Raw genomic sequence first — 26,695 nt, 5'->3', positions numbered from 1 at the left:
ACATGATCCCGTTCGTCGGCGGCTATCAGGAAGGCGGTCCGGACTACATCTACTCGCTGCTGACCGGCTACGACCAGCAGCCGCCGGCCGGCGTCCAGGTGGCCGAGGGCACGCACTACAACCCGTACTTCGCCGGTGCTGCTGCTCTCGCCATGCCAAAGCCGCTCTCCGACGGCCAGGTGACCTATGACGACGGCTCGCCGGCGACGGTCGACCAGTACGCCAAGGACGTCTCCTCCTTCCTGATGTGGGCCGCCGAGCCGCATCTCGAGGAGCGCAAGCGCACCGGCTTCATGGTCATGGTCTTCCTGGTCATCTTCTCCGGACTGATCTACCTGACCAAGCGCTCCGTCTACGCAAACAAGGAACACTGAGGGCTCTGGCAGCATCGTTCCAAAGCGCTTCTCTTTGCTCAAGGCCAACGATGCGCTGGAGGCAGTCGATAGAGTGATGAAGCTTTCGAAGCCGCGCGGAAGCCTCCCGATCAACAGTGCGGCAGGAGTTCAATAATGGGTTCGTTCAGCGCGTGGCATTGGCTAATAGTACTTGCAATCGTGCTGCTTCTATTTGGCCGTGGAAAGATCCCGGACCTAATGGGAGACGTAGCGCAGGGTATTCGCGCCTTCAAGAAAGGCGTCGAGGACGAAAAGGACGAATAGACCTCCCGGCGGAGATCCCGACAGCGATTGGCGCTTCAATGGCCAACACGCCCACGCCGATTTCCCTTCAGGAGTGTCGCGACAAATTGGCTCGCCCTGAGGAACAGCGCAGGGGGATCACTGTTTTGGGCAGACGCGGCGCAAAGCTTTAGCGCAAGGGCGAGATTGGTCGATTTCTTGTGACCGCGTCGGGTTTCGAACAATGTCATGATCTTCGCGAACACGTCTCTGTCTGACGCAGCGGTAAGTGGCAAGGCCGTGAGTAGGGAGGTCGCTAGATCTCGAAGGCATAATGCCCGTGGGTTTTCATCGGCTCCCATGCCTCCAAGTAGAGGCCGCGAAGCAGCGGTGCAGATCCTTGCCAACCTTGGCATTGTCATCCACCGAAAGCCTGTCACGCACCGTGTGCAGGGTTATTCGCAACACTTCGTAGGCGACGCGCTGCTCGCAGCCGCGCAGTTCCGAAAGTTCGTGTCGATCCATCAGTTCGGAATTCCGTGCTCGTCAAAGCCGACGATCTCCTCGTCGTTGCGATTGTCCAGTTCCGGCAATTGCGCCACTCTTTCGCGGATCCGGCGCAGTTCGTCAAGGAGACGTTGCTGGGTACCATCGCCGTAGCCCAGGCGATGCAGGCGTTCGCTGAGGGCCTGATGAATGGCGGCGGTCTTGCTGATACCCTGGCGGCAAGCGCGACGGTGGCCGGGTTTTTGATGTTCAGGGACACGACAGGCCCCAAAAGTCTACCTTTTGTCGATTTTCTCGCTTGTGTAGCCGAGGCCTGTCAAGTTCGTCCGATAAGGGTGTCATCCTGCTCATCATTTGACTTTCCGCGCACCGAAATGCTGACGACCGTTGGAGTAACAAGGCTGAGCATCGGCGCCAGCGACGGACTTACTGACTGCCGCTGCTCATTCTGTCTCGCTGCAATCGAAAACCTTCGACGTATCCAGCTTTGCGGCGGGTCCACCCGTAGCGGCAGGCGTTTTCTATCTAAGTCGGGCTGGACGTCGTCGCGGCCGGGGCCTGCCCGCGCGCGCGGCCGGGCGAGAGCGTTTGATCAGACCCTGAGCGACAATCCAATTGGCGATTCACATGGCACAGGAAAGAATGCCTCGAAAGCGATCGCATTGGCATGCACACTTTCCGGATGATCCGCTAGTTCGATACTTTTGCAGTGACGGCCCGGCTACGGCCGCAGCTCGCCTTCAAGGTGCTTCATGGTGAAGTCGTCGATCAGCACTTCGATGTCGACCTTCCAACCGGTCGGATCGAATGTTGGCAGGCCGCTTGCCTCCCATCCACCTTTGGACGATTTCCTGAGGTCATACTTGATCGGCTCCACGCCGGCGTCTGGATTCCACGCACGCAGCGTTGCGCCCTGCGGATCGATCGGATCGAAGTCCGGAGTCAGGAAGTCAACCTCCGCCTTCGCCGTGCCGGCGGCTAGGTCGGGCACAAGTTTCAGCTGAGCCATGACTTCACCGGAATGAAGATGAATGGAGAAAGCCTGCGGCCTTGCGGCATATTGCAGTTGATCCGGCCCGGCGAAGCGCCAGAGTGACGCCGTGGCTACAATTGCAACAGCAAGCGCAACTTCAGCGGCGATTGATCGGCGGAGCTTTCGGCGAGCAGTCTGATCTCCTGCCGCAGCCGGCCTCGTCAGCCAGAATCGATTGTATATTGCGAGAGCGCAGAGAATTCCAACCAGGGCCACCTTCAGCACGAGCAGCCGGCCGTAAAGAGATAGCGGAATGGTCTGGACACCGGGCAGCTCAAGCCACGCGAGCGCCGCGCCCGCCATCAACAGCACGAAGAACGGCAGTGGAATGACACGCGAGAAACCCGCAAGCGGATCCGTGGGCCCCGTTCGACTTAACCGCCAAAGGGGAGGCAGGCTACCGATCCAGAAGAGCAGCGTCGCGCCATGAAGAACAATGCATGCCCGGGCGAGCCAGGGTGTCGCTACGACGTTGCAGTGACCTGTGAAGGCGAAGGACGCTGAGGCCGCAGACATCGCAAGAACCGCAAGCGGAAGGTAGGCGGGGCTGGCTCGACAGACGGGTATCGAAACAAGAAGAACCGCCACTAACGCCATGCCTGCGGCGATCGCAGCGCCGCTCCTGGAAGCGACAAGCAGCGGCTCCAGGCCGGCGAACGCCAAGCCGAGGCCCATTTCGTCCAACCCCTGCAGATAGACACCCGACGAGAATAAAAGGACGCCCAGAACGATGACAAGATCAGGTCGCCTTATGAGCGACATCGTCGGATAAAGCCATCGAGTGAAGAGCGTTCCGCCGATCAGGACGGCGAGGTATAGAATCGAGACTGTGTGTATCGACCATATCGCACCCTGTAGCAGTACGGAGGTGTCCGCAACAGCCGGTGCGGAAATGGCAGATGGTGCGCCGACGTGAAATACGATCGAGCCCCCGACCGGATGTCCATCCTCGGAAACCACGCGATAACTGACAATGGCGGTGCCGCTCGAGATCGACCGCGGGATCGTCAGGTCGACTTCGGAGCCTGATGTTGCGGGAAGGTTGATCGAGTTTCCTTCGCCGATCCTGATGCTTGCCCGGACAACGCTGACCGGTTCGCTGAACCGAAGCTGGACATTGGCTGGCGCTGCTTCCACGACAGCGTCATTGGCAGGTGAGGCGTTCAACAACACAGCATGGGCATATGCGCCGGAAGGCGCAAGAAATCCCATGCCTGCCACAAGCAGTGCGCAAGCGGCATTTTTGAATGATAGACGTGTCGCCCAGTTGCGATTTCTAAGCCACATGGGCGATCACCTTGGATCAGGAGCGCGGCTGTTCCACAACGTCGAAATAGGGAGCCGGCTTCTCGTAGTCGTCGGACGACTTGCCCGCCGCGGGAATCTCGATCCAGCGTTCGGACGCTCCGTCGGTGCATTCCTGCACGATCGGGACGTAGACCCGTGTGCCGAGCGGCAGTTCCTTGGCCACCGTCCCGCGGAACACGAACTCGTCATATTCGTCGTCGGCAAGATTTCCACCGCTCCAGATGATCTCGGTGAGACCTTCCTTCACCGGCTTGCCGTACAGATCATAGCTCTTTTCGTAGCTTCCCTTTATCTTCTCGACGGTCCAGCCCGCCTTCGGCATCGGCTTGGCTGACAGCAACCCCTCGGGGACTTTTACGCGAACCTTGAGGGTGGGCTTTCCCTCGCAACCGTGGCCAATCCGGACCACTGCCTTGTAGGCTTTGCCAGAGATGCCTTGAGCCTGTTCAAGCGTTGCATGTGCGTGTGCGGCGCCCACCGCGAAGACGCTCAGTAGGAGGGTTGCCGCTACCTGTCTGATCATGAAAGTGGTCTCCCTGCGCGGACTGGCGCAGTGCGCCAGCCCCTGCAGCTTCGGGGTTATTGGGCAACTTGCGCAAGGTCGGCATCGAGACGCTTGCGTACCATGTTCGGTACCTTCGCGGTCTTGATCGCATCCAGGTTTGCCGGCTTGTCGCCGACCTGGATCAGTGCCACCATGCCCATGCCGGCATGCGGCGTGCACTTGATAACGTAAGCGCCCGGAACGTCGAACTTGGTCTGAAACTGTTCGTTCGCCTTGGATTTGAACTCAGCCGCGCCATCAGGAATGAGACCCTTGAACGTCTCGACATTGTGGCTCTTGTCGGTGGGCACGAAGGTGACGGTGTCGCCGGGAGCGATCTTGATGAAGCCCGGTTCGAACACCATTGCGCCGTCGGTGCCCTTGTTGAGCATTTGCACCTGATGCTCTGCTGCCATGAGCGGTGCTGCCGAGGCGACAAGGGCTACCGTCGCAGCGATCAGGCCGAATTTCAAACGCATTGCTTATCTCCTATTCTACGGGGCCGAAACGTTGGCCTCGGGAACGGTTCTAGGGCATGCGGTTGCTGCCTTCTTTGACGCTCGTCAAATTTGGGCAACATCGGTTGCATATATTCGCACCGATGATGAACCGTTCAGTCGACCGGTGATAAGACGAAGAGACCGGGAAGGGCGGGTCTCGTGCTCGACGACCTTGGCCGCGTTCACTTCGTTCGGGATCACGATATCGGAGCAATTCATTGAGGCCACATCACTCGCCCGCCGTCGGCCAACCCGCCGGCTCGACGCGTGATGAAGGCCAGTCTTCCAGCCTCTCTCGAGGCAAGACGACAGATTCTGCTAGAAGTGCGAATACCGGTTACGATAGTCTCTGCTGCTGAGCCTTATCCAGCATGTCTCGAACCTTGAAGGCGAGATCGCGGGCCGTGTACGGTTTGCGCAGCCATTCCGCGCCGGGAATGACTTCGTTCGTCGCCAGTGCCGGCTCCGAGTACCCGGATGTGAAAAGAATGGCGATGTCGGGCCTGAGGTCGCGAACCTCTCTGGCGAGCTCGTCTCCGGTCATCCCACCTGGCATCACGATGTCCGTGAACAGCAGCGCGACGTCATCGTTCTCATAGAGCAGTTCAAGCGCGCGGCGTCCGTTCTCGGCTTCGAGCACCTGGTACCCCATGTCGGCAAGCCTCGCCAACGCCACCCGTCTCACCCGCGAATCGTCTTCGACGACCAGGATCCGCTCGGTTCCGCGCGGCAGGGCGCTTTCGACCGTGCCCCGATCCTGGTTTCCGGCGTCCGGCCTGGCGCCGCTGATTGCGGGCAGGTAGATCCGGATCGTGGTGCCCCGTCCGACCTCGCTGTAAATCTGAAGATGCCCGCCGGACTGTTTGACGAAGCCGTAGACCATGCTCAGTCCAAGGCCTGTTCCGGAGCCCACCTCCTTGGTGGTGAAGAACGGTTCGATGGCCCGTTTCTTCACGTCATCCGTCATGCCGTCACCCGTGTCGGTCATGGCGATGAGCACGAAATTGCCGCTTCGCACCTCCGGATACATCTTCGCATAGTCGGCATCCAGGTGAGTGCGCGAGATTTCTGTTGTCAGGCTTCCGCCCTTGGGCATTGCGTCCCGCGCATTGAGGGCGATGTTGAGGATGGCGTTCTGAAGCTGGGAGCTGTCGACCAGCACATTGAAGTCGGACCCGGAGAGAACCGTGGACAGCTTGATGTTTTCGCCCAACGTTCTGCGAAGGAGATCAGAGAAGCCGGTGACGAGTTGGCCGAGGTCTGCCTGTCTGGGGCTGAGGGGCTGGCGTCTGCCAAACGCCAGCAACTGCCCGGTCAGCTTGGCGCCGTCGGCCGCCGCATCCTGCGCCTCGCGCAGAATGTCGCGCAGCGGCCCTGGCGGCAGCTTGTCCTCGATCATTTCCAGATTTCCACTGATGACGGTCAGAAGGTTGTTGAAGTCGTGTGCGAGACCTCCGGTCAACTGGCCAACGGCTTCCATCTTCTGCGCCTGGCGCAGATCTTCCTCGATCTTGAAGCGGCTGGTCAGATCGCGCACGAAACCCGTGAAGATGCGCTCGCCATCGGCGGTCGCTTCCCCGACATGAAGCTCCATGGGAAACTGCGAGCCGTCGGCGCGCCGGCCGGTGACGACCCGTCCGTAACCAATGATGCGCTTCTCGCCGGTGTGGAGATATCGGTCGATGTAGCCGTCATGTGCGTCACGGTAGGGGTTTGGCATGAGATTGCTGACATTGCGACCGCAGATATCCTCCGCGGCCATTCCGAACAGCGTTTCAGCGGCCTTGCTGAATGAAAGAACGATACCCTTCTGGTCGATGACGATCATTGCGTCGGGAACGGTATCCAGGATCGAAGTCAGGTGGGCCTCTCGCGATCGCACGACCTCTTCGGCCTTGCGCAGCGCGCTCACGTCGCTGTTGGCCTGGATGACCGCCGGATCGCCGTCGGGCAGGTTGACCAGGACGCAGCGGGTCGCGACGTTGATGTAATAGCCGCTCTTGTGGCGGTGAACGACCTCGCCTTGCCAGAAACCGCGCGACTTGAGATGCGTCCTTATATCTTCCACGGGTTCAGGGAACCGGGTGTCGAGCAGCTCGTCGACACTTTCTCCGACCGCTTCCTCCCGCGCCCATCCGTACATGCTTTCGCAACCGATCGACCAGTGGGTGATCGTACCTTCAAGGCGATGCACGATGATGTCGGCCCCGTCCAGCACGTGCACGAGCGCATCCAGCTCGTGGGGCGATGCGGTGCGTGGCGCTATCAAACGATGGGGCATGTCGGCTCTTTCAAGACATCAATGAACGCTACCCCTATGACAGGTCTTCTCCGAAAAATCATCAGAATTGCCGGACAGCTGGGCGAGGCGGGATTGACTGACGATCCTGAGATCATGCCTGCCTTCCGGGATGACGATATTCTTGGCGGCGAGCTTCGAGATGGTCCGCGAGACGGTTTCGATCGTGAGGCCGAGATAGTCGGCAATGTCCTGCCGGTTCATGGGCAGACGCAGGAGACCCTTTTTGAGTTGCGACTCGCTGCGTAACGCCAGCTTCAAGATGAAGCTGCAAAGGCGTTCCTCGGCGTTCTTCTTGGAGAGAAGCACCATCTGGTCGTGGGCGGCAGCCGTCTCCTTGCAGAGCAGGTTGATGTAGGCTGGTCTCAAGGCGTCCGAGCGCGAGACCTCATCGTGGAAGGTTTTGCGCGAAACCCGACGGATCTTACAGTCTGTAACAGCCTCGGCGGTGAACAGGAGGTCGCCTTGCAGGAAAGCGCCGACCACGTCGCCAGCGAACTGGAATGCTGTAATGACCCGGCGGCCTTCACCGATAATGCGGTGGAGCCGGACGACGCCTTCCACAATCTGGAAGAGGTGCTTGGCGGCGTCTCCCTCCCAGCAGATCGCCTCGCCTGCCTCGACCGTCTCGGTGGCCGACATCTGAAATACCGATGCCAGCGGCTGGTCACAGCTCAACTTGCTGGTGGCCTCTACGTTTTCGAAAGCGGTGTTGCCCTGCATCAGCATGTTCGTGCCCCTCGTTGATGTGAGGGCATAAGACGTTGGTCCTGTCACACGGAAATGATCGGACTGTGAGAGTTGGTGCGACTTTGTAACAGTCTGTAACAGCAGCGCGTGGCCGGCAGCAAAGTCGTGCTTCGTTGACATAGATCAAGGAGCATGGGTCCCCGCCATGACAGTCGTTCCCGAAAGTACGAGAAAGGCGGTCGCGGAGCGGTCGTCTGCGCACTGGGGACGACACCATGAACTACTCTACGGAAACGATGGCGGTCGCGGTTGCAGCATTTCTGGCACTGCTGGCCGCCGCATTCGCGCATGACCATCTTTTTGCTGTCCATATGAGCATCCTGTCCTTCTGCTTATTGGCGGGCACCGTGCTCCTGATCAGGAGGATCGACTTCTCTCCTGCGGCACGAATTGCCAAGCCGGACACCTCGGGCTATTTCGACGAGGTCATCCGGTATGGGCTTATCGCCACTGTCTTCTGGGGAGTGGTCGGTTTTCTCGTCGGCGTCGTTGTCGCCGCGCAATTGGCGTTCCCGGATCTGAACATCGCGCCGTATCTGAACTTCGGGCGGCTTCGTCCTGTACACACGTCGGCGGTCATTTTCGCGTTCGGCGGTAACGCCCTCATCATGACGTCGTTCTATGTTGTTCAGCGCACCTGTCAGGCGCGGCTCTTCGGAGGAAGCCTGCCCTGGTTCGTCTTCTGGGGCTACCAGCTCTTCATCGTCATGGCCGCGACCGGATACGTCCTGGGCATCACCCAGGCACGCGAATACGCAGAACCGGAATGGTATGTGGACATCTGGCTGACGATCGTCTGGGTGGCGTATCTCGTGGTTTACCTGGGGACGATCCTGAGGCGCAAGGAACCACATATCTATGTGGCGAACTGGTTCTATCTCGGCTTTATCGTGACGATCGCGATGCTCCACGTCGTGAACAACCTCGCTGTTCCGGCGTCGTTCCTCGGCTCGAAGAGCTATTCCGCGTTCTCAGGCGTGCAGGACGCACTGACCCAGTGGTGGTACGGACACAACGCGGTGGGCTTCTTCCTTACCGCCGGCTTCCTCGGGATGATGTATTACTTTGTTCCAAAGCAGGCAAACCGTCCGATCTATTCGTATCGCTTGTCGATCATCCACTTCTGGGCCCTGATCTTCATGTACATCTGGGCTGGACCGCATCACCTGCACTACACGGCACTTCCCGACTGGGCACAGACCCTCGGCATGGTGTTTTCGGTCATGCTCTGGATGCCTTCCTGGGGTGGCATGATCAACGGCCTCATGACCCTGTCGGGCGCTTGGGACAAGATCCGGACAGATCCGATCATCCGCATGATGATCGTTGCAATCGCCTTCTATGGCATGTCGACCTTCGAGGGGCCGATGATGTCGGTGAAGACAGTCAATTCGCTCAGCCACTACACGGAATGGACCATCGGTCACGTCCATTCGGGCGCGCTTGGATGGGTTGGGATGATCACGTTCGGCGCGGTCTACTATCTGACGCCAAAGCTCTGGGGCCGCGAGCGGCTTTACAGCCTGCGCATGGTCAACTGGCACTTCTGGCTCGCGACCCTTGGCATTGTCGTCTACGCGGCCGTCCTTTGGGTCGCCGGCATCCAGCAGGGTCTGATGTGGCGTGAGTACAATTCGCAGGGCTTCCTGGTGTATTCGTTCGCCGAAACCGTCGCAGCGATGTTCCCCTACTATGTCCTGCGTGTCGCCGGAGGTGCTCTCTATCTGGCTGGCGGTCTGGTGATGGCCTGGAATATCTACATGACCATCCGCGGCCACCTGCGAAACGAAGCAGCAATTCCCACCGCCTACGTGCCCCAGGCACAGCCTGCCGAGTGAGGTGAAACATGGCATCGATACTGGACAAACATCAGATCCTCGAGAAGAACGCGACGCTTCTTCTCGTCGGCTCGCTCCTCGTGGTCAGCATCGGCGGCATCGTCGAGATCGCACCACTGTTTTACCTGCAGAACACAATCGAGAAGGTTGAAGGGATGCGCCCCTACACACCGCTCGAGCTTGCGGGTCGCAACATCTACATCCGCGAAGGCTGCTACCTTTGCCACAGCCAGATGATCCGGCCATTCCGCGACGAAGTCGAACGATATGGCCACTATTCGCTCGCTGCGGAATCCATGTACGACCACCCGTTCCAGTGGGGCTCGAAGCGCACCGGTCCGGACCTTGCCCGTGTTGGCGGCCGCTATTCGAACGAATGGCACGTCCAGCACCTCGCAAATCCGCGAGCGGTCGTGCCGGAATCGATCATGCCGAGCTACTCCTTCCTGAAGGAGCAGGAGGTCACGGTGAAGGACGTCGGCATGGACCTCAAGGCAAACGAGGATGTCGGCGTACCCTACACGCAGGACATGCTCGCCAACGCCGAAGCCGACATGAAAGTCCAGGCCGACCCGAACGGCGATACCACGGCACTCCTCGAAAGATATCCGAAGGCGAAGGTTGGCGACTTCGACGGCGATCCGTCGAAGCTGACCGAAATGGACGCCCTTGTGGCTTATCTGCAGATGCTTGGCACGCTCGTCGACTTCTCGACCTACGACGACGCCACCGGTTATCGATGAGGTGAACTGATGGAAACCTATACCGCTATGCGGCACTTCGCCGACAGTTGGGGCCTCCTGGCGATGGCAGCCTTCTTCGTTGGGGCCGTGATCTTCACCCTTCGTCCTGGCAGCGGCCGGACTGCGAAGGATGCTGCCAGCATTCCCCTAAAGGACGATTGAGATGTCGGAAAAACATATTGATGAAATCAGTGGCGTCGAAACGACCGGACACGAATGGGACGGCATCCGCGAACTCAACAATCCGATGCCGAGATGGTGGGTGTGGACATTCTATGTCACGATCCTTTGGGCGGTCGCATACGCTGTCGCCTATCCTGCCATTCCGATGATCACCTCGGCTACCAAAGGCTATCTGGGATTTTCCAGCCGCGCGGAGCTTCAGCAGGATCTCAATCAGGCAAAGGTCGCGCAGACGAAGTTCCACGACATGATCGCGGCAAAGACGGTCCAGGAGATCGATGCCGATCCTTCGCTTCGCGAATTCGCGATCGCGGGCGGCGCCTCGGCATTCAAGGTCAACTGTGCTCCCTGCCATGGATCCGGCGCAAGCGGCGGACCGGGATTCCCCAACCTCAACGACGACGACTGGCTCTGGGGCGGAGACCTCAATTCAATTCAGGCAACCATCGCCCATGGCGTGCGCTACGAAGCGGACGCCGACACCCACGTGTCCGAAATGCCGGCATTCCGTGACATGCTGGATCCCGTACAGACCAAGCAGGTTGCGGCCTATGTATGGAGCCTGACGAACACGCCTTCCGACGCGTCCGGCGCGGAGGCTGGCAAGCAGATCTTCCTCGATAATTGTGCTGCATGTCACGGGGAAGATGCCAAGGGCAAACTTGAGATGGGAGCCCCGAATCTCGCGGACGCGATCTGGCTCAAAGGAAGCGGCGAAGATGCCATCGTCCGTCAGGTTATGGCACCCAGGCACGGCGTGATGCCGGCATGGGCGGGCCGACTGGGCGACACTGCGGTCAAGGAACTCACGGTATTCGTCCATTCGCTGGGCGGCGGTCAGTAGAGGAGATCACAATGACGACGCACGACCACAATCCATTGCTTGGCCTTTATGGTACCCCTCGCGCGGTGATCCATTCCCGTGTCTCCGCACGCACCAGCAAGACGACGAATCCTGCAAGCGAACAGGAGGACGCGCAAAAAATTGGCAATTCGATCGTCAGTTTGATCTGCCTCAAGGACCAGAAGCCGACCAGCCGTTAGAAGCATGACTGTCCAGCGGGATGTAAATGCGCACATCCCGCCCCAGTAAACTCCGGCCGTACCTTTGAAGGTGCGGCCTCTTTTTTTGTTTCGCGGCTGAGGCTTGCCTGGTGGCGGTGGCCCCTAAAGGCAGCCAGATCGCGGATCGTTTGACCTGGCTCAAACAGAGCAGGGCCGAGCTCTGCTATGTTTGCTGTGTCTAGTGGAGGTCACATCGCGGACCTCCTTCCGCGATCCCTCCGGGCCACGCCATCTCTTCAGGGCGTGGCCCTCCCTTTTTCGGGAAGCGCCCGGATTATTGATCTGCGTCAAGGAAGCGGGAACGGCAAGATGGGAAAACGGCCGGGTGAAATTCGGACGAGCCCAATGAACCTCTACACCGCGCCAGATCCAGACAACGTCGAACGCGTCAATGCCGAGCCGGTCAATGCACGCCGCAATCGCCAGCCGCTTTATGCACCGCGAAAGAAGATATTTCCCAAGCGGGCGGAAGGTCGCTTCCGCAGGTTCAAATGGCTCGTGATGCTGGTTACCCTCGGCATCTACTATGTGTCTCCCTGGATCAGGTGGGACCGTGGCCCTTACGCGCCCGATCAGGCCATCCTGATTGACCTCTCGTCGCGACGTTTCTTCTTTTTCTTCATCGAGATCTGGCCACAGGAATTCTACTACGTCGCAGGTCTGCTGGTGATGGCAGGTTTTGGATTGTTCCTGGTTACGTCTGCCATCGGCCGGGCCTGGTGTGGATACGCCTGTCCCCAAACCGTCTGGGTAGACCTTTTCCTTGTTGTCGAGCGCGCGATCGAAGGCGATCGCAACGCGCGAATGAAGCTGGACGCCGGTCCCTGGACGCTCGGCAAGATGCGCAAGCGCATCCTGAAACACACGGTCTGGCTCTTGATCGGCATTGCGACAGGCGGCGCCTGGATTTTCTATTTTGCTGATGCTCCGTCGCTCGCCGTCTCACTGTTTTCCGGCACGGCACCCATCGTCGCATACGCCACGGTCGCCACTCTCACCTTCACGACGTATGTTCTCGGCGGGCTCATGCGAGAGCAGGTCTGTACCTACATGTGCCCATGGCCGCGTATCCAAGGGGCCATGCTGGACGAGAATTCCCTTGTCGTCACCTACAATGACTGGCGCGGCGAACAACGGTCGCGCCACGCCAAGAAGGCCCAGGCGGCGGGTCAGGCGGTTGGCGACTGTGTCGATTGCAACGCCTGTGTTGCCGTATGCCCGATGGGAATAGACATCCGCGATGGGCAGCAGATGGAGTGTATCACCTGCGCGCTTTGTATCGATGCCTGCGACAACGTCATGGACAAGATTGGAAAGCCGCGCGGGCTGATCGCCTATGCGACGCTCAGTGAATATTCGAGCAACATGGCCATCGCCACTGATGGTGGCAGGGCGCCCGTCCAGCCTGCGAAGGTGCGCAATGTTGATGGAACCTTCATCGCCGGGATCCGCCACTTCAACTGGCGGGCCATCGCTCGGCCCCGGGTGCTATTCTACGCCGTCGTCTGGGCCTCGATCGGCCTGGCCATGCTGATCCACTTGTCGATGCGTGAACGCCTCGAGCTCAACGTCGTCCACGATCGCAATCCGCAGTATGTCCTCGAGAGCGACGGCTCCATTCGCAACGGCTACACGCTTCGAATCCTCAACATGGTTCCCGCTCCAAGGAAGATCGACCTCTCCATCTCGGGTCTGGAAGGTGCGACGATGCGCATTCCGGAACTGAGCAAAACGGAGGCCCGCAACTTCACCATAGCTGCTGCGCCTGACGCGGTCACCGCGCTCAAGGTCTTCGTAACCCGAAAGCAGACCGGCGCCGCAGTCAACGAGTTTCTGTTCTCGATCGAGGACGAAGGCCATTCCGATCGCGCGACCTACCGCGCGGCGTTCAACGCACCAGGAGAGAACAGATGACTGCTCGCACCCATGGCTTCACTGGCCGCCACATGTTGTTCGTCACGTCTGCATTCTTCGCCGTCGTGATCGGGGTGAACGTGACCATGGCGTGGTTGGCCTCGTCCAGCTGGAGCGGTCTCGTCGTGGAAAACACCTATGTGGCCAGCCAGGAATTCAACAAGAAGGCGGCCGCAATAAAGGCGCTGGCGGCTACCGGGATCTCCGGCAGCATCTCGATGTCGCATGGAGTGTTCCACTACAACCTCAAGAACCGCGACGGGTCGCCGGTTGAGGCGGATATAGTTGTCGCCAACTTCAAGCGCCCCGTGGGCGATCACGAGGATTTCAATATCTCGCTCGAAAAGGCTGGCGAAGGCAGCTTCACGACAAGCCGTCACGTGCCTTCTGGCGACTGGATCGTCGAACTGATTTCGCGCCGAGGCGATGCCGTCGTCATGCACGAGGCCGTTCGTTTTGATACTGCGGGGTTCGGCCAATGACCTGCTGCACAATGGACGCCAACGGCGTGCTGGCAATGAGTGCGACATCCTTCAGCTCCGAGGAAGTTACCCTTGCCAGTCACCCACTCGGTTCCGGTCTCTTCCAGCTCGATCTCAGCGTCCCGGATGCTCACTGTGGAGCCTGCATCGCGACGATTGAAGGGGCACTTGCAAAACTGCCCTTCGTTCGCAAGGCGAGAGTAAATCTAACATCCCGTCGCGTCAGTTGCGTATATGCCGACCAGGTTGAGGGGCGCCCGACGGACCCTGCGGAAATCATCAACGCTGTAAATTCGGTGGGCTACCGAGCTCATCTGTTCGCGCCCGTTGCAGCGGAAAACGACAAGACCAGGAACCAGCTTCTTCTGGCGGTTGGCGTCGCAGGATTCGCGGCAGCAAACATCATGCTGCTTTCGGTGTCGGTTTGGTCAGGAGCAGATGCCGCCACCCGCGACATGTTCCATTGGATTTCCGCGATGATCGCAGCACCGGCGCTGGTATACGCAGGTCGCTTCTTCTTCCAGTCGGCATGGAACGCACTGCGGCACGGCCGCACGAACATGGACGTTCCGATCTCGCTCGCGGTGACGCTGTCTTATGGCGTCTCCCTGTGGGAGACGATGCACCACGGCGAGCACGCCTGGTTCGACGCGACAGTCTCGCTGCTCTTTTTCCTTCTTATCGGCAGGACGCTTGATCACATCATGCGAGAGAAGGCGAGGGCCGCGATCAACGGCCTCGCGAGAATCTCTCCGCGTGGCGCTCTCGTGGTGTCCCCCGACGGCTCGCGTCGCTACGTCGCGATCGAAGACATTTCCGTTGGCGACGAAGTCGCCGTTGCTGCCGGTGATCGTATTCCGGTCGATKGTCTCGTCTCCATGGGGGAGAGCGACCTGGATCTTTCGATCGTCACCGGCGAAAGCAACCCGGTAGCGGTTTCAGAAGGCGCAGCCGTAAGTTCGGGAGCGATGAACCTGACCGGCTCGCTGGTGGTTCGGGCAACGAAGCTCGCCAGGGATTCGTTGCTTGCTGAGATCATCAACCTGATGGAAGCTGCCGAAGGAGGACGCGCGCGTTACCGACGCATCGCTGATCGTGCTGCGGCCTTGTACTCGCCTGTAGTGCATCTGCTTGCCCTCGTCTCATTTCTCGCCTGGGGGTTCCTGGGCGGAGACTGGAAGCAGGCCATGCTTGTGGCGGTGGCCGTTCTTATCATCACGTGCCCCTGCGCACTCGGCCTTGCTGTTCCTGTCGTACAGGTTGTTGCCGCAGGAGAATTGTTCCGGAAGGGAATAATGGTGAAGGATGGCTCGGCGCTGGAACGTCTGGCCGAGATTGACACGGTCGCATTCGACAAGACGGGAACACTGACGCTCGGAACCCCGCGCCTTGTGAAAACCGTGGCGGACGGCGACGCCGACGTCGCGCTCGCGGCGGGGATGGCACTCCACTCCAGGCACCCGCTCTCTCAAGCCCTTGCCCGCGGCACCCCGATAGCTCCCATGCCGTTCGACCGCGTGAGCGAGATCCCGGGCGGCGGTCTCGAAGCACGTCACGGAGACGCGCACTACCGTCTGGGTAGTGCTGCCTTCGCCTGTGCGCAAACCTCAAACTCGGCCTCGCCCGATAGTCCCCTTTCGGAGGTTGTCCTTACGAGCGACGGGGTCGTGAAAGCTCGCTTCTTCTTCGAAGACGTGGTGCGGCCGGGCGCGGAAGAGACGATCGCCAGACTTGATGCAGGACGTTTTGAAACATTCATCTTCTCGGGTGATCGTCAGTCTGTCGTCGATGCTACGGCGGCCAAGCTTGGCGTTTGTCGTGCGGTCGGCGCCTTGTCGCCAAAGCAAAAGGTCGACGAATGCGAGACCCTGAACGAAAGTGGACGACGGGTCTTTATGGTCGGGGATGGTATCAACGACGCGCCGGCGCTTGCCGCTGCGCATGTTTCCATGGCGCCGGCCTCGGCATCTGATATCGGGCGCCAAGCCGCTGATCTCGTGTTCTTTACCGAACGCCTCGATGCAGTTACCGAGGCTATCCAGATCGCACGACAATCGGCGGCATTGATCAGGCAGAATTTCGCCCTGGCGATCGGCTATAACGTGTTGGCGGTTCCGATTGCCATAGCTGGTCTCGCCACGCCCCTGATTGCCGCGGTTGCCATGTCCACCTCTTCCATCATCGTCGTGACAAACGCTCTCCGTCTCACTGCCTTTGGAACCCGTCCCTTACCGCGGCTTTCAAGGGAGCCAGTTGCGCTCGCCAAGGAGATAAAGACGGCATGAACATGCTCATTTACCTCATACCGATTGCCCTCTTCATGGGGGGCATAGGGCTCGCGGCTTTCCTCTGGTCTCTGAAGAGCGGCCAGTATGACGATTTGCAAGGTGCAGCATGGCGAGTGCTCGCCGACGACGAGGCCGATAGCTCGAAACCGTGAAGGAGGGAACAGATGCCTGTCACGAATCCAACGCACTTGGGGTCGGAGCTGTTTCGACAAGGGGGAAGCCGACGGTCTTCTGGCCCTGGTCGAACTGCGCAGTTTTGCCCCGGGTGAGCAGATCGTCGCGCCAGGAGAGATCGCAACCCATGTCCTTATGGTACCAAGCGGCTAGATGCGCGTGACGCGCTCGGAAAGCTCGCGCCGTGAGACCGACATCTCCCTTTGCGAACCCGGAGACATCTTTGGCGAACACCAGGTTGCCGAGGGACGTTGTTACGCTCAAGGCGCCCGGGCGGCAGACTTCACGGAGATCGCGATGATCGACTTGCCGGGAATTCGGGCGCTTGCCGAGAGGAGCCCGCAACTCAAGCGCAACCTGATGCGCTTTATGGCGCGGCATCGCCATGCAGCGCTTGAGTGCCTGGCAGGAGATCGCCTCCACCACCGCAGCCCAGCCGCCTTAGTTCGTTGTCCACCTTTCCAAAGGCCGCCCAATTGGCCCGCCACTTACGAGCGGGGCTTTTTTAGGGCGATATTCATCCGTACACAGAACGCGATCCGGTTTCGATCCTAGGCGTCGAATAGCGACGACGGTAACTCAACGGTATCGGCTCGGTCCCGCGAGGCGGATTGCCACCGCTTCTCGCAGGAGAGCAAAGCGAAGCTCCAATGCGGTGATCTCCGGTGACTTTGGCAGCTTGGTCAATTCAGTTGCGAAAAGATCGAACTCCCTTCCGAGTGAGGTTTCATCAAAAGGCGTGTTCACTTGCTCTCGACCGATGTTTGCTTGAAGACTCAACGGCCATGGACTTACAGCGAGTGCTGCGAATGCGCTTAATCTGCGAATGGTCATGCTGCATATCCAATTAACAATCTCGCGGGCGGCGTAGAAAATTGCGCCGGTTCCGGAAGCTCCGAGGGGTTTACACGCGAGGGGGCGTGCCGGAGCATCCCGGTGTCCGGTGGGTTTGGACGGCACAAGTTATGCGGGACAGGGCGGGCTTGGATAGTGGACAAAGGTCCTGAAGCCATCAGACCCGAGTCCGATCTGTTTCGGACTAAGGTCTGATATTGTGGACTTGAACGCTCTTGTTCAAACCTTCCTTTCCAGTCAGTCGCAAACTCCGGCCCCTGCTGACCCGCAAGGCACGCGACATCAATCCGACCGACCTGTGGTCGCCAACTGTCACCCCATAAACAATTTACCGATCGGAGGACGTGCTCCCGAGCACCGACCTGATTGCGGTCAGCATCACCTCTTCGTAATCAATGGGTTCTGGTTGACCGACAACAGCGATTGTGGGTTTCGCCATATCAATCAGTGTCGATGCGGCCTCCCTCACATCTCGCGTCGTGACGCTTCGGATTCGATTGATCTCATCTTCCGGGGATACGATCGTGCCAAATGACAGCATAGCCGTGCCTACCATGCTGGCCGCGTCAAACGGTGTTTCCCGGGCGCGGACGAGGTTGACGAGGCATTTGTTTCTTCCACGATGTACGGCCTCGTCATTGTCCGCCGCTGCCATCTTCGAAAGTTCAATGCCCATCAGCCGGAGGGCATCTTCAACATGAGTTGCCGATGTCGCCGCATACATGCCGAATAAACCGTAGTCGGAACCGTGTTCTGACCACGCTCCGACCTCATACGCCAGACCATGGTCCCGCCGGATTGATCTGAACAAGGGGGACGACATTCCCGTTCCCAATGCCTCCGCAAGGACTTGAACCGCGTAGCGATGACGGTCACCTGCCCATGCCGTTGGGAACGCGCAGGCTACGATAGACTGACTTAGCTCCGATCGGGTCTGCAAAAAAAGTCCGCCTGAGTAGGCCGCTTTGGGTGCTTTGCGCGTTCGGCTGGAGACCTGCATAGGATCCAGAAACCGGTTGGCCAGCACAACCAAATCATGGTGGGATATGCCGCCAGCCGCTATCAATATCATGTTTTCAGGCTGATAGTTCTCGATGACGAAGTCCATCAGATCTGCTCGGCTTAGCCGTGCCACTGTCTCTGGGGTGCCCAGAACTGATTTTCCGAGGCTCTGATCGGGATAGGCCCTTTGTGCCAACCCCGCCAGCGCGCTGACCGCGGCATCATCCTGGGCTTGCAGAATTTCTTGTAGAATGATCTGTCTCTCGACATCCATATCCTCGGGGTCGAGTCGAGGGGATATCACTACCTCTGTCAGGATCGCGACCGCTTCAGGAAGCATTTCCTTCAGCCCCTCAACATAATAGAGCGTGTAGTCCTTGCCCGTAACCGCGTTGATTGTCGCCCCGAGGCTTTCAATCCGCTGTGTAATCTCATCGGACGCGTGGTGCCGCGTGCCCTTGAATGCCATGTGTTCGAGAAAATGGGCGGTTCCGTGAGCGGCTCCATCCACCCTGGAACCAGCCCGGATCATAATTGCGACCACGGCGCTTTCAAAATCCCTGAACGCGATCGAGACAACTTGAAGGCCGTTTGCAAGGCAGGAGTAGTCAATATTCATGGCAACTCCAAATTCTATCGCTCAGTCAAATCTTTTGCAGGATTTTTTGATGTCCCTGGGCACTACCGTTATCTGGCCATTATTGACTTCGATCAGCGTTGTAGCGCGATTCATCAGTGCTGGCCTATGCGCAATCACAATGCGGGTGATGGTCATCTCCGACAAAATATCCGCTATGGCTTCTTCTGCTCGTTCATCCAGATTTGCCGTACCTTCGTCCAACAGAAGAAGCTGCGGCTGCCGGTACAAAGCCCGCGCCAACAGCACGCGTTGACGTTGTCCTCCCGAGAGCGAGGACCCCATATCCCCTATAAGTGATCGATATTGCATAGGCATGCGAATTATATCGTCATGAACTCTCGCCGCCCTAGCTGCTTCGATAACACGATCCATACTAAGATCAGCTTGAAAGAACGCGATGTTGTCGGCAATAGAGCCGGACAAAAGGCGATCGTCTTGCATGACTGCGCCAATCTGGCGCCGGTATAATTGCCAATGTTGCGGAGATACTGGACTTCCATTGACGAGCACTTTGCCGGAGACGGGATAGTGCAAGCCCAGGAGAACTTTGAACAGGGTGGTTTTGCCGCCCCCTGACGGACCCGTGATCGCCACGAATTCTCCGGGCTCGATTTTGAAGTTTACGCTGTCCAGAATAAGTGGTTCAGCCGAGGCATAACGAAAGGACACGTTCACCATTTCAAGTGTGCCAATCGTCTTGTCGTAGGAAACTCCCAGCTCGTCTGCCACTTCCGTAGGGGTTGTGACGATGTCAGCCAAGCGGTCCAGATGCACTTTCAGAAGCCTGAACTGAACGATCTCACCGACGAGCGAGGCAATCCTGTCGCTGAAGGTTTGCCGGAATGAGAGAAAGGCCATTAGCATGCCGATCGAGAAGCCACTACCGGTGAGTATTAGCCGAGCGCCGATATAGACAACAGCGACGCTCTGCAGGCCGATAATGGCTGATTGAATTGCTTTGAGGACGACCTCGAGGCGGTCAAATCGCAATGCGGTATTGATCGCTTCGGCGTAACGGTTCCGCCAGTTGGCCTCGCGATCTATCTCACCGCCAAGGACCTTGATGGTAGTGGCGCCGCGCACAGTCTCCATCAGATAGGACTGTTCTACCGCGGAACTAATGAGTTGCTCGTTAGATCTCTCTTTCATAAGGGGATAGAAAAAAGCTGTGACAAACAGATAAATCAACAGTGAAAACAACACTACAACAGCGAGTTGCGTTGAATAGGCAAGCAATATTATGGCGGCAACAATCGCCATCGTGCCATCGATCGCCACGCCGACCATTCCGTGTGTCAAGGCTTCCTGTATAGACTTGGTCGAGCCCATTCGGGACAAGATATCTCCGATATGACGCTTCTCGAAGAACGAGGCAGGTAAGCGGAGGAGGTGCCGAAATATGTTACCGACGATCTGATAGAGAACAGTGGCTGCTAATACGTGCAGGCTCCAATTGCGTAGGGCCTCGGTCAGAGCGTAAACGACGACCAGAAGGGCGAAACCCACTGCCACAACGGCGAGGAAATCGAGGTCACCTTGCTCTACTGCTTGGTCGATGACCAATTGGATCTGAAAAGGGATAGCGAACGCTGCCACCTGGAGAGTGGCAGAAAGCGCCAACACCTGTAGGGCGACAGGCCAAACGCCCGTTATCTTGGACCAGAGATGCGATGGCTTGAGAGGGGAAAGTGCGGCTATCCTGGAGAAATCGGCGCTTGGGGTGAGCTCAAGCACAACGCCAGTGAAATGGTCAGAGAGGGCGTCTCTCGACAATGTCCGTATCCCGAAAGCGGGATCGTGGACGACCGCTCTTCTTCGGCCGATCCGTTTCAGGACAACAAAGTGATTGAGGTCCCAATGGAGGATCGCGGGCAATTTGACCTTGGACAGGGTGTGGATTTCTGTCCGGAACGCCCTTGGGGCGAGATGCATCTGGCTGGTGATGTGCATCAAGGTCCTTAGGGTCATCCCGTTCTGAGAAACCTCGAACCGCTGACGAAAGCCGTTTAGATCCGTGCCGTGACCGTAATACCGGCAGATCATCGCGACACATGCCAAACCACACTCAGCTTGTTCTGCGGTCTGAACGATCGGCAAGCGGTCGGGAAGTCGAGGCAATAGACGGTTCATTGCAGCCGTCTCACGGCATATATGGGATCGAGCAGCCACTCGAAAAGAGTGCGTCGCTCAATGACGAGGTCCGCGGACAGAAGCATTCCTGGACGGATCTGAATCTGACGCCCATAAGCCCGGATTTGGGTGCCGGCCAAGGTGGCTCTTACTCGAAAGGCCGGCTCCTTCGGCGTGACGCCGGGTGTAGAAATTTCGCCGGGTGCGAGTATCGTTCGCGATACGGATCGGACCGTTGCCTTGGCTGTCCCAAATTTTTGATAGGGAAACGCCTGGTATCGTACGCGAACTTCCTGCCCGGCCACCACAAAACCCGCGGCGCGGGATGGAAAATATAATTCAACTTCCAGCGCGCTACCTGCGGGGACGATGACAGCAAGCGTCGCTCCGGCTGCCACGTCCTGCCCAACCATCACCGGGACGGCGACAACTTGGCCGCTAACAGGCGCGGTGACTTCGTAAGAATTCAACAACGCCGTCTTAAGTTGCTTTTGCTCCAATTCGGCGTCGATCGCGCGCGCTTTCGCCTCTGACGCCTTTATCTCGAATGGCAGGCCGTCCAAATTCGCTCTGACGTCCGTTATCCGACTTTCGAGATCCAAAGTGGTTCCTTGGGCTTCGGAGAGATCCTGCTGAGCGATCAGGAGTTCGAGCTGCGCCTTTTCTCCATCTGTCGCTGTTATCGCGCCCTTCAGGACAAGTTGAGCGGTTCTAGCTGCTCGGGTTTCGAGAAGGGCAACCCGCCGCATTATCGACTGCTCGTGTTGTTCTGCCACCTGCAGTGCTGACTCCAGAACCCCAATCTGTCCCAATAGACGGGACTGTTCTGTTCTGAGCTTTTCAAGTGAAAGTCTCTCTTGCTCTCGGTTAGAGTCGATTTCAACGCCCGCGCTGCGCCAAAGCATTCGGCCAACATCGTTTGACTGAAAAGATGACGTCACCTTCATCATCGCAACCTTTGAACCGGCATCGACATCGGTCCCATCGTCGACGCTGAGGCTTTCGACAATTCCTCCATGCCGCGCCTGTATCCGGATCAGGCCCGCTTGAGGCACAACCCACCCTTCAACAACCTCGATCCGTGAATAGGTCGCCATGGTAACAAACACTGCCGCCGTTAGAATGGTCGAAAACAGCACAGCGCCCAACAGCGTGAAAGAAAGCGGGATTGCTAATTGTACCTCGCCTTTAAGGCCGTCGCGCTGGCTGACAAACACCTCATCGCGGAACACATTGGGTGGGTCACGATCCACTGGGCTTTGCTCTGAATCGTTCTTCTGCAATCGCGCTTCCGGCGGCCTAGGAAAAGAACCAGTCCCACTAACGCTAGTTTGCACTGGGAGGGGACGCGTCCCCCCAGTGCTCAGCGTCAGCTATTTTGGGAGCGGCGCTATTTTTTGCCGCCACCGCCACTCAGCCCACCCCGTATTCCACCCGCAATGGCGCCTCCGACACCACCAGCTATCGCCCCGTGGCTGATACTTCCCCCGACGGACGCAGCGCCAGCCGCTCCCCCGATCGCGCCGGAAAAGCCGCCGATAGCGGCGCCTTTGGCGGCATCGCCAATTCTGCCTCCGCCGTAAACGACATCAAGCATCTCATCCGAAAGCGGCTGGAAGTCGTCATCTACAGTGATGTCTGTCGAAAGCGCATGCTGCATTGTCTCTTCCTCTCATTTTTCTACTGATTGAAGAATCTCGCGACGGGGCCATAGAGCAGGACAGCAAGTGCGACTACGATTGATATTGCGATCACGTTGACGTTCATTCCGATGTATTGCAGCGCAATACAAGCAAGGACCGTGAATGAGACAGTCCAGAAAACTTGTAGCGCGAGACTTACAATTCTGACGTACATCTTTTCACTCCAAACTGCGTTGCAAATGGAATGCGAGGACGTAGAGGCTTATTCTGATGATATTCTTTACCGACGTCACCACTTGCTCACGTCGCGTCCTTACCATTTGAATAGTGTCGAAGGAGTTCCAGGTTTCATATCCGTAGAACTACCAATGAGAGTATCGTTAACGTTCTCCTGTAGATGGATCGCATGCTGCGGCAATCAGCGGTTCGTATCCTCGGGAGGTGACTCTCGTCACGCGTCGCTTCAGCAGGAGCCGCGCTTTCTCGGCCGGCGATATCCAGGCTCGGACATCGCGCTTCATCGTCGAGGAGCCGTTCTACTATGAGAGCAGTTCCAGTGGCGGCCATACTTGCTTGAGTGCCGGAATGGGCGGCCGCAAAGCGGGCAGGTGATACGGCCTGCCGAGAAGCTGGCTTCGAAGAACGGGCCTCCACCTAGCTCCCATCACAGACGGGACAGCGATACTTATCGCATCGAGATCGATATAGCGAAGTTCAGGAACACATTCTCCGCGGACACTCAGGATGAGGTTTTCTGCCTTTTCAATGCCCTGTGGGCGTTGGGAATGATTGAGGACATTTCGATCCTACTCTGACTAGCGGCGAACACATGAGTATCATCGCGGGCTTTCAGTGATGGCCAATTTCAGTCCGTCTATCCGTTTGCAATCTCCGAGCTCTTCAGGAGCCGCAATTGCATCACGCTCATGGATGAGCCAGACGCCTTCCTTCATCCTGAGTGGCAATCCGATTTTCTCGGACAGACGCACGCCATCTCTGATGATGGCACTCGCACCAAGCACATCCTTATCACATGCCATAACGCGCCTACGGTCGAGACGAAGGTGGCGAGCAACATCCGCATGCTCGAGTTCAACGGGGAAAAGACAGAGGCGAACTGATAAGGTCACTATCTGCCGGGCTGATAACGTTCACAGAGGAAAAGCTCAGCTCGACATCACCCATGTATTAAAGAATACGACCGGACCAGTCCTGTTCATTGAGGGAGTAACGGACGAAATTATACTCGAAACTGCTTGGACCAAATTCTACCCAGACGCTCCCCGCCCATTCGATATCCAAGGGACTTTTGGTTGCGGTTCCCGGGGCGCTGTTGCGAGAGGGCTCCATCTACGCAAATCATCCAGGTCGACCCTTTTCGGGCTATCTGATTTCGATGAGGCGTATAGCCAGATGTTTTTGCGGACAGGAAAGCGCAACCGGCATCAACTGCCTGCGAACCGGTGGCATTGTCCCTCATCCTACGTTATCTGGATGGAAGGATGACAGCAGGGCACAAGGCACAGATGGACGCTGACCGTATTCTGGTCGTCGACGATGACGCGCGCATAAGACAGATGCTAGTTCGCTATTTTGAGGACAACGGATTCCGAGTGACGGCCGTCGGTAACGGCACAGCCATGCGCTCCGAATTGGCAAGGGAATCCTACGCGGCCATATTCCTCGACCTGGTACTGCCGAACGGAGAGAACGGTCTCGAATTGCTGCGTGAGCTTCGTGGCACCTCCGACGTGCCGGTCCTGATGCTGACCGGGCAGGACGATGTCACCGACAAGGTGGTTGGCCTTGAGGTCGGCGCCGACGATTACATTGCCAAGCCCTTCCATCTCAGAGAGCTTCTTGCGAGGCTTAGGACCGTGCTGAGAAGACGCACCTCCTCGGGCCTGCCTTCCAAGTCCGGCGCCCTCGACGAGGAAAGCCTGGAGTTCGAAGGCTGGAGGCTCGACGTCTCGCGAAGGCGGCTCACCTCTCCCCTCGGCGCCGACGTGTCCCTGACCACCGGCGAGTTCGACATGTTGCTCGTGTTTGTCCGCAACCGGGGTCGTGTGCTGTCGCGGGACAAGCTCATGGACCTGACCCGAAACCGGAATCTCGAGGCCTTCGACCGAGCGATCGACGCCCAGATCGTCCGGCTTCGCAAGAAGATCGAGACAGATCCCAAGAGCCCGGAGCTCATACAATCCGTACGCGGCGTGGGTTATGTGTTTACGGGGCGGCCAAGCTACTCTTCCAGTATTTGATCTTCGTCAATGTGCGCCTTGCGGGTTTGGCTATTTTCCGGCCAGCAACGGCGTCAGGAAAAATGACTATCTGGATCCTCTTCGCGGTGATGACGACCGCAACAACAGCCATACTGCTGCATCCACTTTCTTCGGGGCGCGCTCGGCCGATACAAGCAAGGGGAGCCGACAGCCTCTACCGAAAGCAGCTTCTGGAACTCGAAAACGAGCTTGCATCCGGAGACATTCTGCCAACGGAATACGAGTTGGCCCGGGCAGAGACAGCGCGGCGCCTTTTCAAGGAGAGCGAAGCGCCAGAACGCCGTTTATCGGTAAAACGGCCCGGTTACTGGCTCCGTCCTGTCGTCGTCGCATTTCTTCCCTTGCTGAGTGTCGGACTGTACGTCTCCCTTGGATCACCTGACATGCCCTCACGCCCCCTGCAAGCAAGGCTGGCAGATCCGGGACAGGATTTTGCAATTCTTGTAAGGAAGACCGAAGACCATCTTTCTCGCAGCCCGAATGACGGCCGCGGATGGGACGTTATAGCACCTGTCTATCTCCGAATGGGCCGTGCAGCCGATTCGGAGCGAGCTTACCGGAACGCGCTTCGTCTCCTCGGACCGCAGGTTTCGAGGCTCGAGGGACTGGCGGCGGCGTTGATAACGCAGTCTGGCGGGGCGGTTGCCGAGGACCTTCATGCGGTCCTCTTGCAGATACTGGCTATTGAACCTGACAATCCACGCGCAAAATTCTATCTGGCACTCGGCCAGGAGCAGGCTGGCAGTCAGGCTGAAGCAAGGAGTGCTTTCGAGGCGATAGCCAGGAGTTCTCCGGCAGATGCCCCCTGGCTGCCGCTCGTCAACGAGCACATTGCCAAGAATGGAGGCCCTATTGCCGCCACAGGGAGAAAGGGGTCGGACCGACCAAAAGGCGAGCGCGGCCTTTCGACCACACAGAGCCCTGATGCGGCAGAGCCGCAGCACACGATACAGGCGATGGTCGAAAGCCTTGATAGCAGGCTTCGGGCTGAGCCCAACAATTTCGACGGCTTCATGCAGCTTGTGCGATCTTATGCCGTGCTGAACGAAAGAACACGCGCGGTCGACGCGTTGCAGCGCGGGCTCGCGGTCTTCCCTGCGACGGGCGAACAGGGAAAGCAACTGGTCGCACTGGCGCGCGAACTTGGCATTGAGAGGGAATGACGGAATGACACGCAAGCAGAAACGCTTGGCAATCATCGGTGGCGGCATGAGCTTCATCATTGCGGCGGTGCTTCTCGTCATGTTCGCCTTCAGCCAGTCGGTGGCCTATTTCTACATGCCTTCCGATCTGGCGAAAACGCCGGTGGCACCGGAAACCCGTATACGTCTCGGTGGCCTGGTGGGCGAGGGCAGTATCGTGCGCGGGAAAGGATCGACAGTTCGATTCGCGGTCACCGACCCCAGCGGAGAGAGCGTCAGCGTCACGTACGCCGGCATTCTCCCAGATCTGTTCCGGGAGGGGCAGGGCGTGGTGACCGAAGGCCGGTTCGACGGGGCGAGCCATGAATTCGTCGCCGATACGGTACTGGCCAAGCACGACGAGAAATACATGCCGAAGGAAGTTGCCGACAAGTTGAAAGAGCAGGGGCTGTGGCAACACGCGGGAGAACCGCAATGATCATCGAGATCGGCCACTATGCCCTGATCCTGGCGCTGGCGACGGCGCTCGTGGTCTCCATTGTTCCGGTGATCGGTGCAAGGCGCCTCGACCGTGCGATGATGGATCTGGCCTCTGTAGGGTCCCTGGCGATGTTCGCGCTGGTGGCGTTCTCCTTCGGAGTTCTGACCTACGCCCACGTCGTCTCCGACTTCTCGGTCGCCAACGTCTGGGAGAACTCCCATTCGCTTGTGCCGCTGCTGTTCAAATTGTCAGGCGTCTGGGGCAATCAGCAATCA

Annotated in this window: 27 protein-coding genes and 1 pseudogene; 16 read left to right on the top strand and 12 right to left on the bottom strand. The window is 58.4% G+C overall.

The window, feature by feature from the left end; all coding sequences use genetic code 11:
• Both AC1DE4_RS29320 and AC1DE4_RS29315 read left to right on the top strand, forming a co-directional pair.
• A partial coding sequence (locus AC1DE4_RS29320; RefSeq protein ID WP_477884373.1) for a cytochrome c1 occupies window positions 1-374 on the top strand: 374 nt, incomplete at its 5' end.
• A gap of 135 nt (window positions 375-509) precedes the next feature.
• Window positions 510-659: a twin-arginine translocase TatA/TatE family subunit gene (locus tag AC1DE4_RS29315; protein ID WP_477884371.1), complete on the top strand. Its 150-nt coding sequence runs from the start codon at window positions 510-512 to the stop codon at window positions 657-659.
• A gap of 306 nt (window positions 660-965) precedes the next feature.
• On the opposite strand, the gene AC1DE4_RS29310 is transcribed toward AC1DE4_RS29315, so the two are convergent.
• From AC1DE4_RS29310 to AC1DE4_RS29280, 7 genes are all read right to left on the bottom strand, one after another.
• On the bottom strand, window positions 966-1,142 hold the full coding sequence (locus tag AC1DE4_RS29310; RefSeq protein ID WP_477884369.1) for a hypothetical protein: 177 nt from the start codon (window positions 1,140-1,142) through the stop codon (window positions 966-968).
• Window positions 1,142-1,291, bottom strand: a complete 150-nt coding sequence (locus tag AC1DE4_RS29305) for a type II toxin-antitoxin system VapB family antitoxin (protein ID WP_477884375.1) — start codon at window positions 1,289-1,291, stop codon at window positions 1,142-1,144. Before AC1DE4_RS29305 ends, AC1DE4_RS29310 begins: the two co-directional genes overlap by 1 nt.
• 554 nt (window positions 1,292-1,845) lie before the next feature.
• Window positions 1,846-3,444: a copper resistance CopC/CopD family protein gene (locus AC1DE4_RS29300; protein ID WP_477884367.1), complete on the bottom strand. Its 1,599-nt coding sequence runs from the start codon at window positions 3,442-3,444 to the stop codon at window positions 1,846-1,848.
• 16 nt (window positions 3,445-3,460) lie between these two features.
• Window positions 3,461-3,988, bottom strand: coding sequence for a YcnI family copper-binding membrane protein (locus AC1DE4_RS29295; RefSeq protein WP_477884365.1), 528 nt, complete (start codon window positions 3,986-3,988; stop codon window positions 3,461-3,463).
• Between the two features lie 56 nt (window positions 3,989-4,044).
• Window positions 4,045-4,488, bottom strand: coding sequence for a pseudoazurin (locus AC1DE4_RS29290; protein ID WP_192242185.1), 444 nt, complete (start codon window positions 4,486-4,488; stop codon window positions 4,045-4,047).
• Window positions 4,489-4,846: 358 nt separating this feature from the next.
• Window positions 4,847-6,790, bottom strand: a complete 1,944-nt coding sequence (locus AC1DE4_RS29285) for a PAS domain S-box protein (RefSeq protein WP_477884363.1) — start codon at window positions 6,788-6,790, stop codon at window positions 4,847-4,849.
• Window positions 6,791-6,808: 18 nt separating this feature from the next.
• Window positions 6,809-7,537 carry a Crp/Fnr family transcriptional regulator gene (locus AC1DE4_RS29280; RefSeq protein WP_169684065.1) on the bottom strand — a complete coding sequence of 243 codons (729 nt, stop codon included), beginning with the start codon at window positions 7,535-7,537 and terminating at the stop codon, window positions 6,809-6,811.
• A gap of 236 nt (window positions 7,538-7,773) precedes the next feature.
• On the opposite strand from AC1DE4_RS29280, the gene ccoN reads away from it, so the two are divergent.
• The 9 genes from ccoN (at window position 7,774) to ccoS (ending at window position 16,223) form a co-directional block, all read left to right on the top strand.
• On the top strand, window positions 7,774-9,396 hold the full coding sequence (gene ccoN, locus AC1DE4_RS29275) for a cytochrome-c oxidase, cbb3-type subunit I (protein ID WP_025662553.1): 1,623 nt from the start codon (window positions 7,774-7,776) through the stop codon (window positions 9,394-9,396).
• Window positions 9,397-9,404: 8 nt separating this feature from the next.
• Window positions 9,405-10,139, top strand: a complete 735-nt coding sequence (gene ccoO, locus AC1DE4_RS29270; protein WP_018860176.1) for a cytochrome-c oxidase, cbb3-type subunit II — start codon at window positions 9,405-9,407, stop codon at window positions 10,137-10,139.
• Between the two features lie 9 nt (window positions 10,140-10,148).
• Entirely contained in the window at window positions 10,149-10,301 is a 153-nt protein-coding gene (locus AC1DE4_RS29265; RefSeq protein ID WP_018860175.1) for a cbb3-type cytochrome c oxidase subunit 3, read from the top strand.
• Between the two features lies 1 nt (window position 10,302).
• Window positions 10,303-11,166 (top strand): cytochrome-c oxidase, cbb3-type subunit III, encoded by an 864-nt coding sequence (gene ccoP / locus AC1DE4_RS29260; RefSeq protein WP_477884360.1) that lies wholly within the window; start codon window positions 10,303-10,305, stop codon window positions 11,164-11,166.
• Window positions 11,167-11,177: 11 nt separating this feature from the next.
• Window positions 11,178-11,366: a hypothetical protein gene (locus AC1DE4_RS29255; protein ID WP_018860173.1), complete on the top strand. Its 189-nt coding sequence runs from the start codon at window positions 11,178-11,180 to the stop codon at window positions 11,364-11,366.
• 366 nt (window positions 11,367-11,732) lie between these two features.
• Window positions 11,733-13,301, top strand: a complete 1,569-nt coding sequence (ccoG, locus tag AC1DE4_RS29250) for a cytochrome c oxidase accessory protein CcoG (protein WP_477884358.1) — start codon at window positions 11,733-11,735, stop codon at window positions 13,299-13,301.
• On the top strand, window positions 13,298-13,783 hold the full coding sequence (locus tag AC1DE4_RS29245) for a FixH family protein (RefSeq protein WP_477884356.1): 486 nt from the start codon (window positions 13,298-13,300) through the stop codon (window positions 13,781-13,783). The genes ccoG and AC1DE4_RS29245 overlap by 4 nt, the downstream gene beginning before the upstream one ends.
• Window positions 13,780-16,068, top strand: coding sequence for a cation-translocating P-type ATPase (locus AC1DE4_RS29240; RefSeq protein ID WP_477884354.1), 2,289 nt, complete (start codon window positions 13,780-13,782; stop codon window positions 16,066-16,068). Before AC1DE4_RS29245 ends, AC1DE4_RS29240 begins: the two co-directional genes overlap by 4 nt.
• Window positions 16,065-16,223: a cbb3-type cytochrome oxidase assembly protein CcoS gene (gene ccoS, locus AC1DE4_RS29235; protein ID WP_018860169.1), complete on the top strand. Its 159-nt coding sequence runs from the start codon at window positions 16,065-16,067 to the stop codon at window positions 16,221-16,223. Before AC1DE4_RS29240 ends, ccoS begins: the two co-directional genes overlap by 4 nt.
• A gap of 19 nt (window positions 16,224-16,242) precedes the next feature.
• Here the strand turns inward: ccoS and AC1DE4_RS29230 are convergent, their stop codons facing one another.
• The 5 genes from AC1DE4_RS29230 to AC1DE4_RS29210 all read right to left on the bottom strand — a co-directional run bounded on the left by AC1DE4_RS29230 (window position 16,243) and on the right by AC1DE4_RS29210 (window position 22,532).
• Complete coding sequence (locus tag AC1DE4_RS29230) at window positions 16,243-16,671, bottom strand: hypothetical protein (protein WP_477884352.1); 429 nt, start codon at window positions 16,669-16,671, stop codon at window positions 16,243-16,245.
• Window positions 16,672-17,428: 757 nt separating this feature from the next.
• On the bottom strand, window positions 17,429-18,721 hold the full coding sequence (locus AC1DE4_RS29225) for a M16 family metallopeptidase (RefSeq protein WP_477884350.1): 1,293 nt from the start codon (window positions 18,719-18,721) through the stop codon (window positions 17,429-17,431).
• A 21-nt stretch (window positions 18,722-18,742) separates the two neighbouring features.
• The gene (locus AC1DE4_RS29220; RefSeq protein ID WP_477884348.1) at window positions 18,743-20,872 is read right to left on the bottom strand and encodes a peptidase domain-containing ABC transporter; all 2,130 of its coding nucleotides are present in this window, start codon (window positions 20,870-20,872) and stop codon (window positions 18,743-18,745) included.
• Window positions 20,869-22,155 (bottom strand): HlyD family secretion protein, encoded by a 1,287-nt coding sequence (locus AC1DE4_RS29215; protein ID WP_169684052.1) that lies wholly within the window; start codon window positions 22,153-22,155, stop codon window positions 20,869-20,871. The genes AC1DE4_RS29220 and AC1DE4_RS29215 overlap by 4 nt, the downstream gene beginning before the upstream one ends.
• A gap of 107 nt (window positions 22,156-22,262) precedes the next feature.
• On the bottom strand, window positions 22,263-22,532 hold the full coding sequence (locus tag AC1DE4_RS29210; protein WP_169684050.1) for a hypothetical protein: 270 nt from the start codon (window positions 22,530-22,532) through the stop codon (window positions 22,263-22,265).
• 909 nt (window positions 22,533-23,441) lie between these two features.
• Between AC1DE4_RS29210 and AC1DE4_RS29205 the strand changes: the two genes are divergently transcribed.
• The 5 genes and pseudogenes from AC1DE4_RS29205 to AC1DE4_RS29185 form a co-directional block, all read left to right on the top strand.
• Window positions 23,442-23,636 carry a hypothetical protein gene (locus AC1DE4_RS29205; RefSeq protein WP_477884345.1) on the top strand — a complete coding sequence of 65 codons (195 nt, stop codon included), beginning with the start codon at window positions 23,442-23,444 and terminating at the stop codon, window positions 23,634-23,636.
• A 381-nt stretch (window positions 23,637-24,017) separates the two neighbouring features.
• A complete protein-coding gene (locus AC1DE4_RS29200; protein WP_246734285.1) occupies window positions 24,018-24,776 on the top strand; it encodes a response regulator in 759 nt (252 codons plus the stop codon).
• Window positions 24,777-24,838: 62 nt separating this feature from the next.
• Entirely contained in the window at window positions 24,839-25,960 is a 1,122-nt protein-coding gene (gene ccmI, locus AC1DE4_RS29195; RefSeq protein ID WP_477884343.1) for a c-type cytochrome biogenesis protein CcmI, read from the top strand.
• A gap of 4 nt (window positions 25,961-25,964) precedes the next feature.
• Window positions 25,965-26,417, top strand: a complete 453-nt coding sequence (gene ccmE, locus AC1DE4_RS29190) for a cytochrome c maturation protein CcmE (protein ID WP_477884341.1) — start codon at window positions 25,965-25,967, stop codon at window positions 26,415-26,417.
• Window positions 26,414-26,695 (top strand): annotated as a pseudogene (locus tag AC1DE4_RS29185) (heme lyase NrfEFG subunit NrfE); the annotation flags it as partial. The gene ccmE and the pseudogene AC1DE4_RS29185, both read left to right, overlap by 4 nt.

Source organism: Rhizobium sp. 10N414 (assembly GCF_056394785.1).
Note: the sequence above shows the minus strand (reverse complement) of the source record. Positions and strands in the feature narration are given on the sequence as shown.

What these genes read in the sequence shown, in the direction of transcription:
- AC1DE4_RS29315 (WP_477884371.1), top strand. Translation starts at nt 510, where the DNA reads ATGGGTTCGTTCAGCGCGTGGCATTGGCTAATAGTACTTGCAATCGTG.
- AC1DE4_RS29310 (WP_477884369.1), bottom strand. Translation starts at nt 1,142, where the DNA reads ATGGATCGACACGAACTTTCGGAACTGCGCGGCTGCGAGCAGCGCGTC.
- AC1DE4_RS29300 (WP_477884367.1), bottom strand. Translation starts at nt 3,444, where the DNA reads ATGTGGCTTAGAAATCGCAACTGGGCGACACGTCTATCATTCAAAAAT.
- AC1DE4_RS29295 (WP_477884365.1), bottom strand. Translation starts at nt 3,988, where the DNA reads ATGATCAGACAGGTAGCGGCAACCCTCCTACTGAGCGTCTTCGCGGTG.
- AC1DE4_RS29290 (WP_192242185.1), bottom strand. Translation starts at nt 4,488, where the DNA reads ATGCGTTTGAAATTCGGCCTGATCGCTGCGACGGTAGCCCTTGTCGCC.
- AC1DE4_RS29285 (WP_477884363.1), bottom strand. Translation starts at nt 6,790, where the DNA reads ATGCCCCATCGTTTGATAGCGCCACGCACCGCATCGCCCCACGAGCTG.
- AC1DE4_RS29280 (WP_169684065.1), bottom strand. Translation starts at nt 7,537, where the DNA reads ATGCTGATGCAGGGCAACACCGCTTTCGAAAACGTAGAGGCCACCAGC.
- ccoN (WP_025662553.1), top strand. Translation starts at nt 7,774, where the DNA reads ATGAACTACTCTACGGAAACGATGGCGGTCGCGGTTGCAGCATTTCTG.
- ccoO (WP_018860176.1), top strand. Translation starts at nt 9,405, where the DNA reads ATGGCATCGATACTGGACAAACATCAGATCCTCGAGAAGAACGCGACG.
- AC1DE4_RS29265 (WP_018860175.1), top strand. Translation starts at nt 10,149, where the DNA reads ATGGAAACCTATACCGCTATGCGGCACTTCGCCGACAGTTGGGGCCTC.
- ccoP (WP_477884360.1), top strand. Translation starts at nt 10,303, where the DNA reads ATGTCGGAAAAACATATTGATGAAATCAGTGGCGTCGAAACGACCGGA.
- AC1DE4_RS29255 (WP_018860173.1), top strand. Translation starts at nt 11,178, where the DNA reads ATGACGACGCACGACCACAATCCATTGCTTGGCCTTTATGGTACCCCT.
- ccoG (WP_477884358.1), top strand. Translation starts at nt 11,733, where the DNA reads ATGAACCTCTACACCGCGCCAGATCCAGACAACGTCGAACGCGTCAAT.
- AC1DE4_RS29245 (WP_477884356.1), top strand. Translation starts at nt 13,298, where the DNA reads ATGACTGCTCGCACCCATGGCTTCACTGGCCGCCACATGTTGTTCGTC.
- ccoS (WP_018860169.1), top strand. Translation starts at nt 16,065, where the DNA reads ATGAACATGCTCATTTACCTCATACCGATTGCCCTCTTCATGGGGGGC.
- AC1DE4_RS29225 (WP_477884350.1), bottom strand. Translation starts at nt 18,721, where the DNA reads ATGAATATTGACTACTCCTGCCTTGCAAACGGCCTTCAAGTTGTCTCG.
- AC1DE4_RS29220 (WP_477884348.1), bottom strand. Translation starts at nt 20,872, where the DNA reads ATGAACCGTCTATTGCCTCGACTTCCCGACCGCTTGCCGATCGTTCAG.
- AC1DE4_RS29210 (WP_169684050.1), bottom strand. Translation starts at nt 22,532, where the DNA reads ATGCAGCATGCGCTTTCGACAGACATCACTGTAGATGACGACTTCCAG.
- AC1DE4_RS29205 (WP_477884345.1), top strand. Translation starts at nt 23,442, where the DNA reads ATGGATGAGCCAGACGCCTTCCTTCATCCTGAGTGGCAATCCGATTTT.
- AC1DE4_RS29200 (WP_246734285.1), top strand. Translation starts at nt 24,018, where the DNA reads ATGACAGCAGGGCACAAGGCACAGATGGACGCTGACCGTATTCTGGTC.
- ccmI (WP_477884343.1), top strand. Translation starts at nt 24,839, where the DNA reads ATGACTATCTGGATCCTCTTCGCGGTGATGACGACCGCAACAACAGCC.
- ccmE (WP_477884341.1), top strand. Translation starts at nt 25,965, where the DNA reads ATGACACGCAAGCAGAAACGCTTGGCAATCATCGGTGGCGGCATGAGC.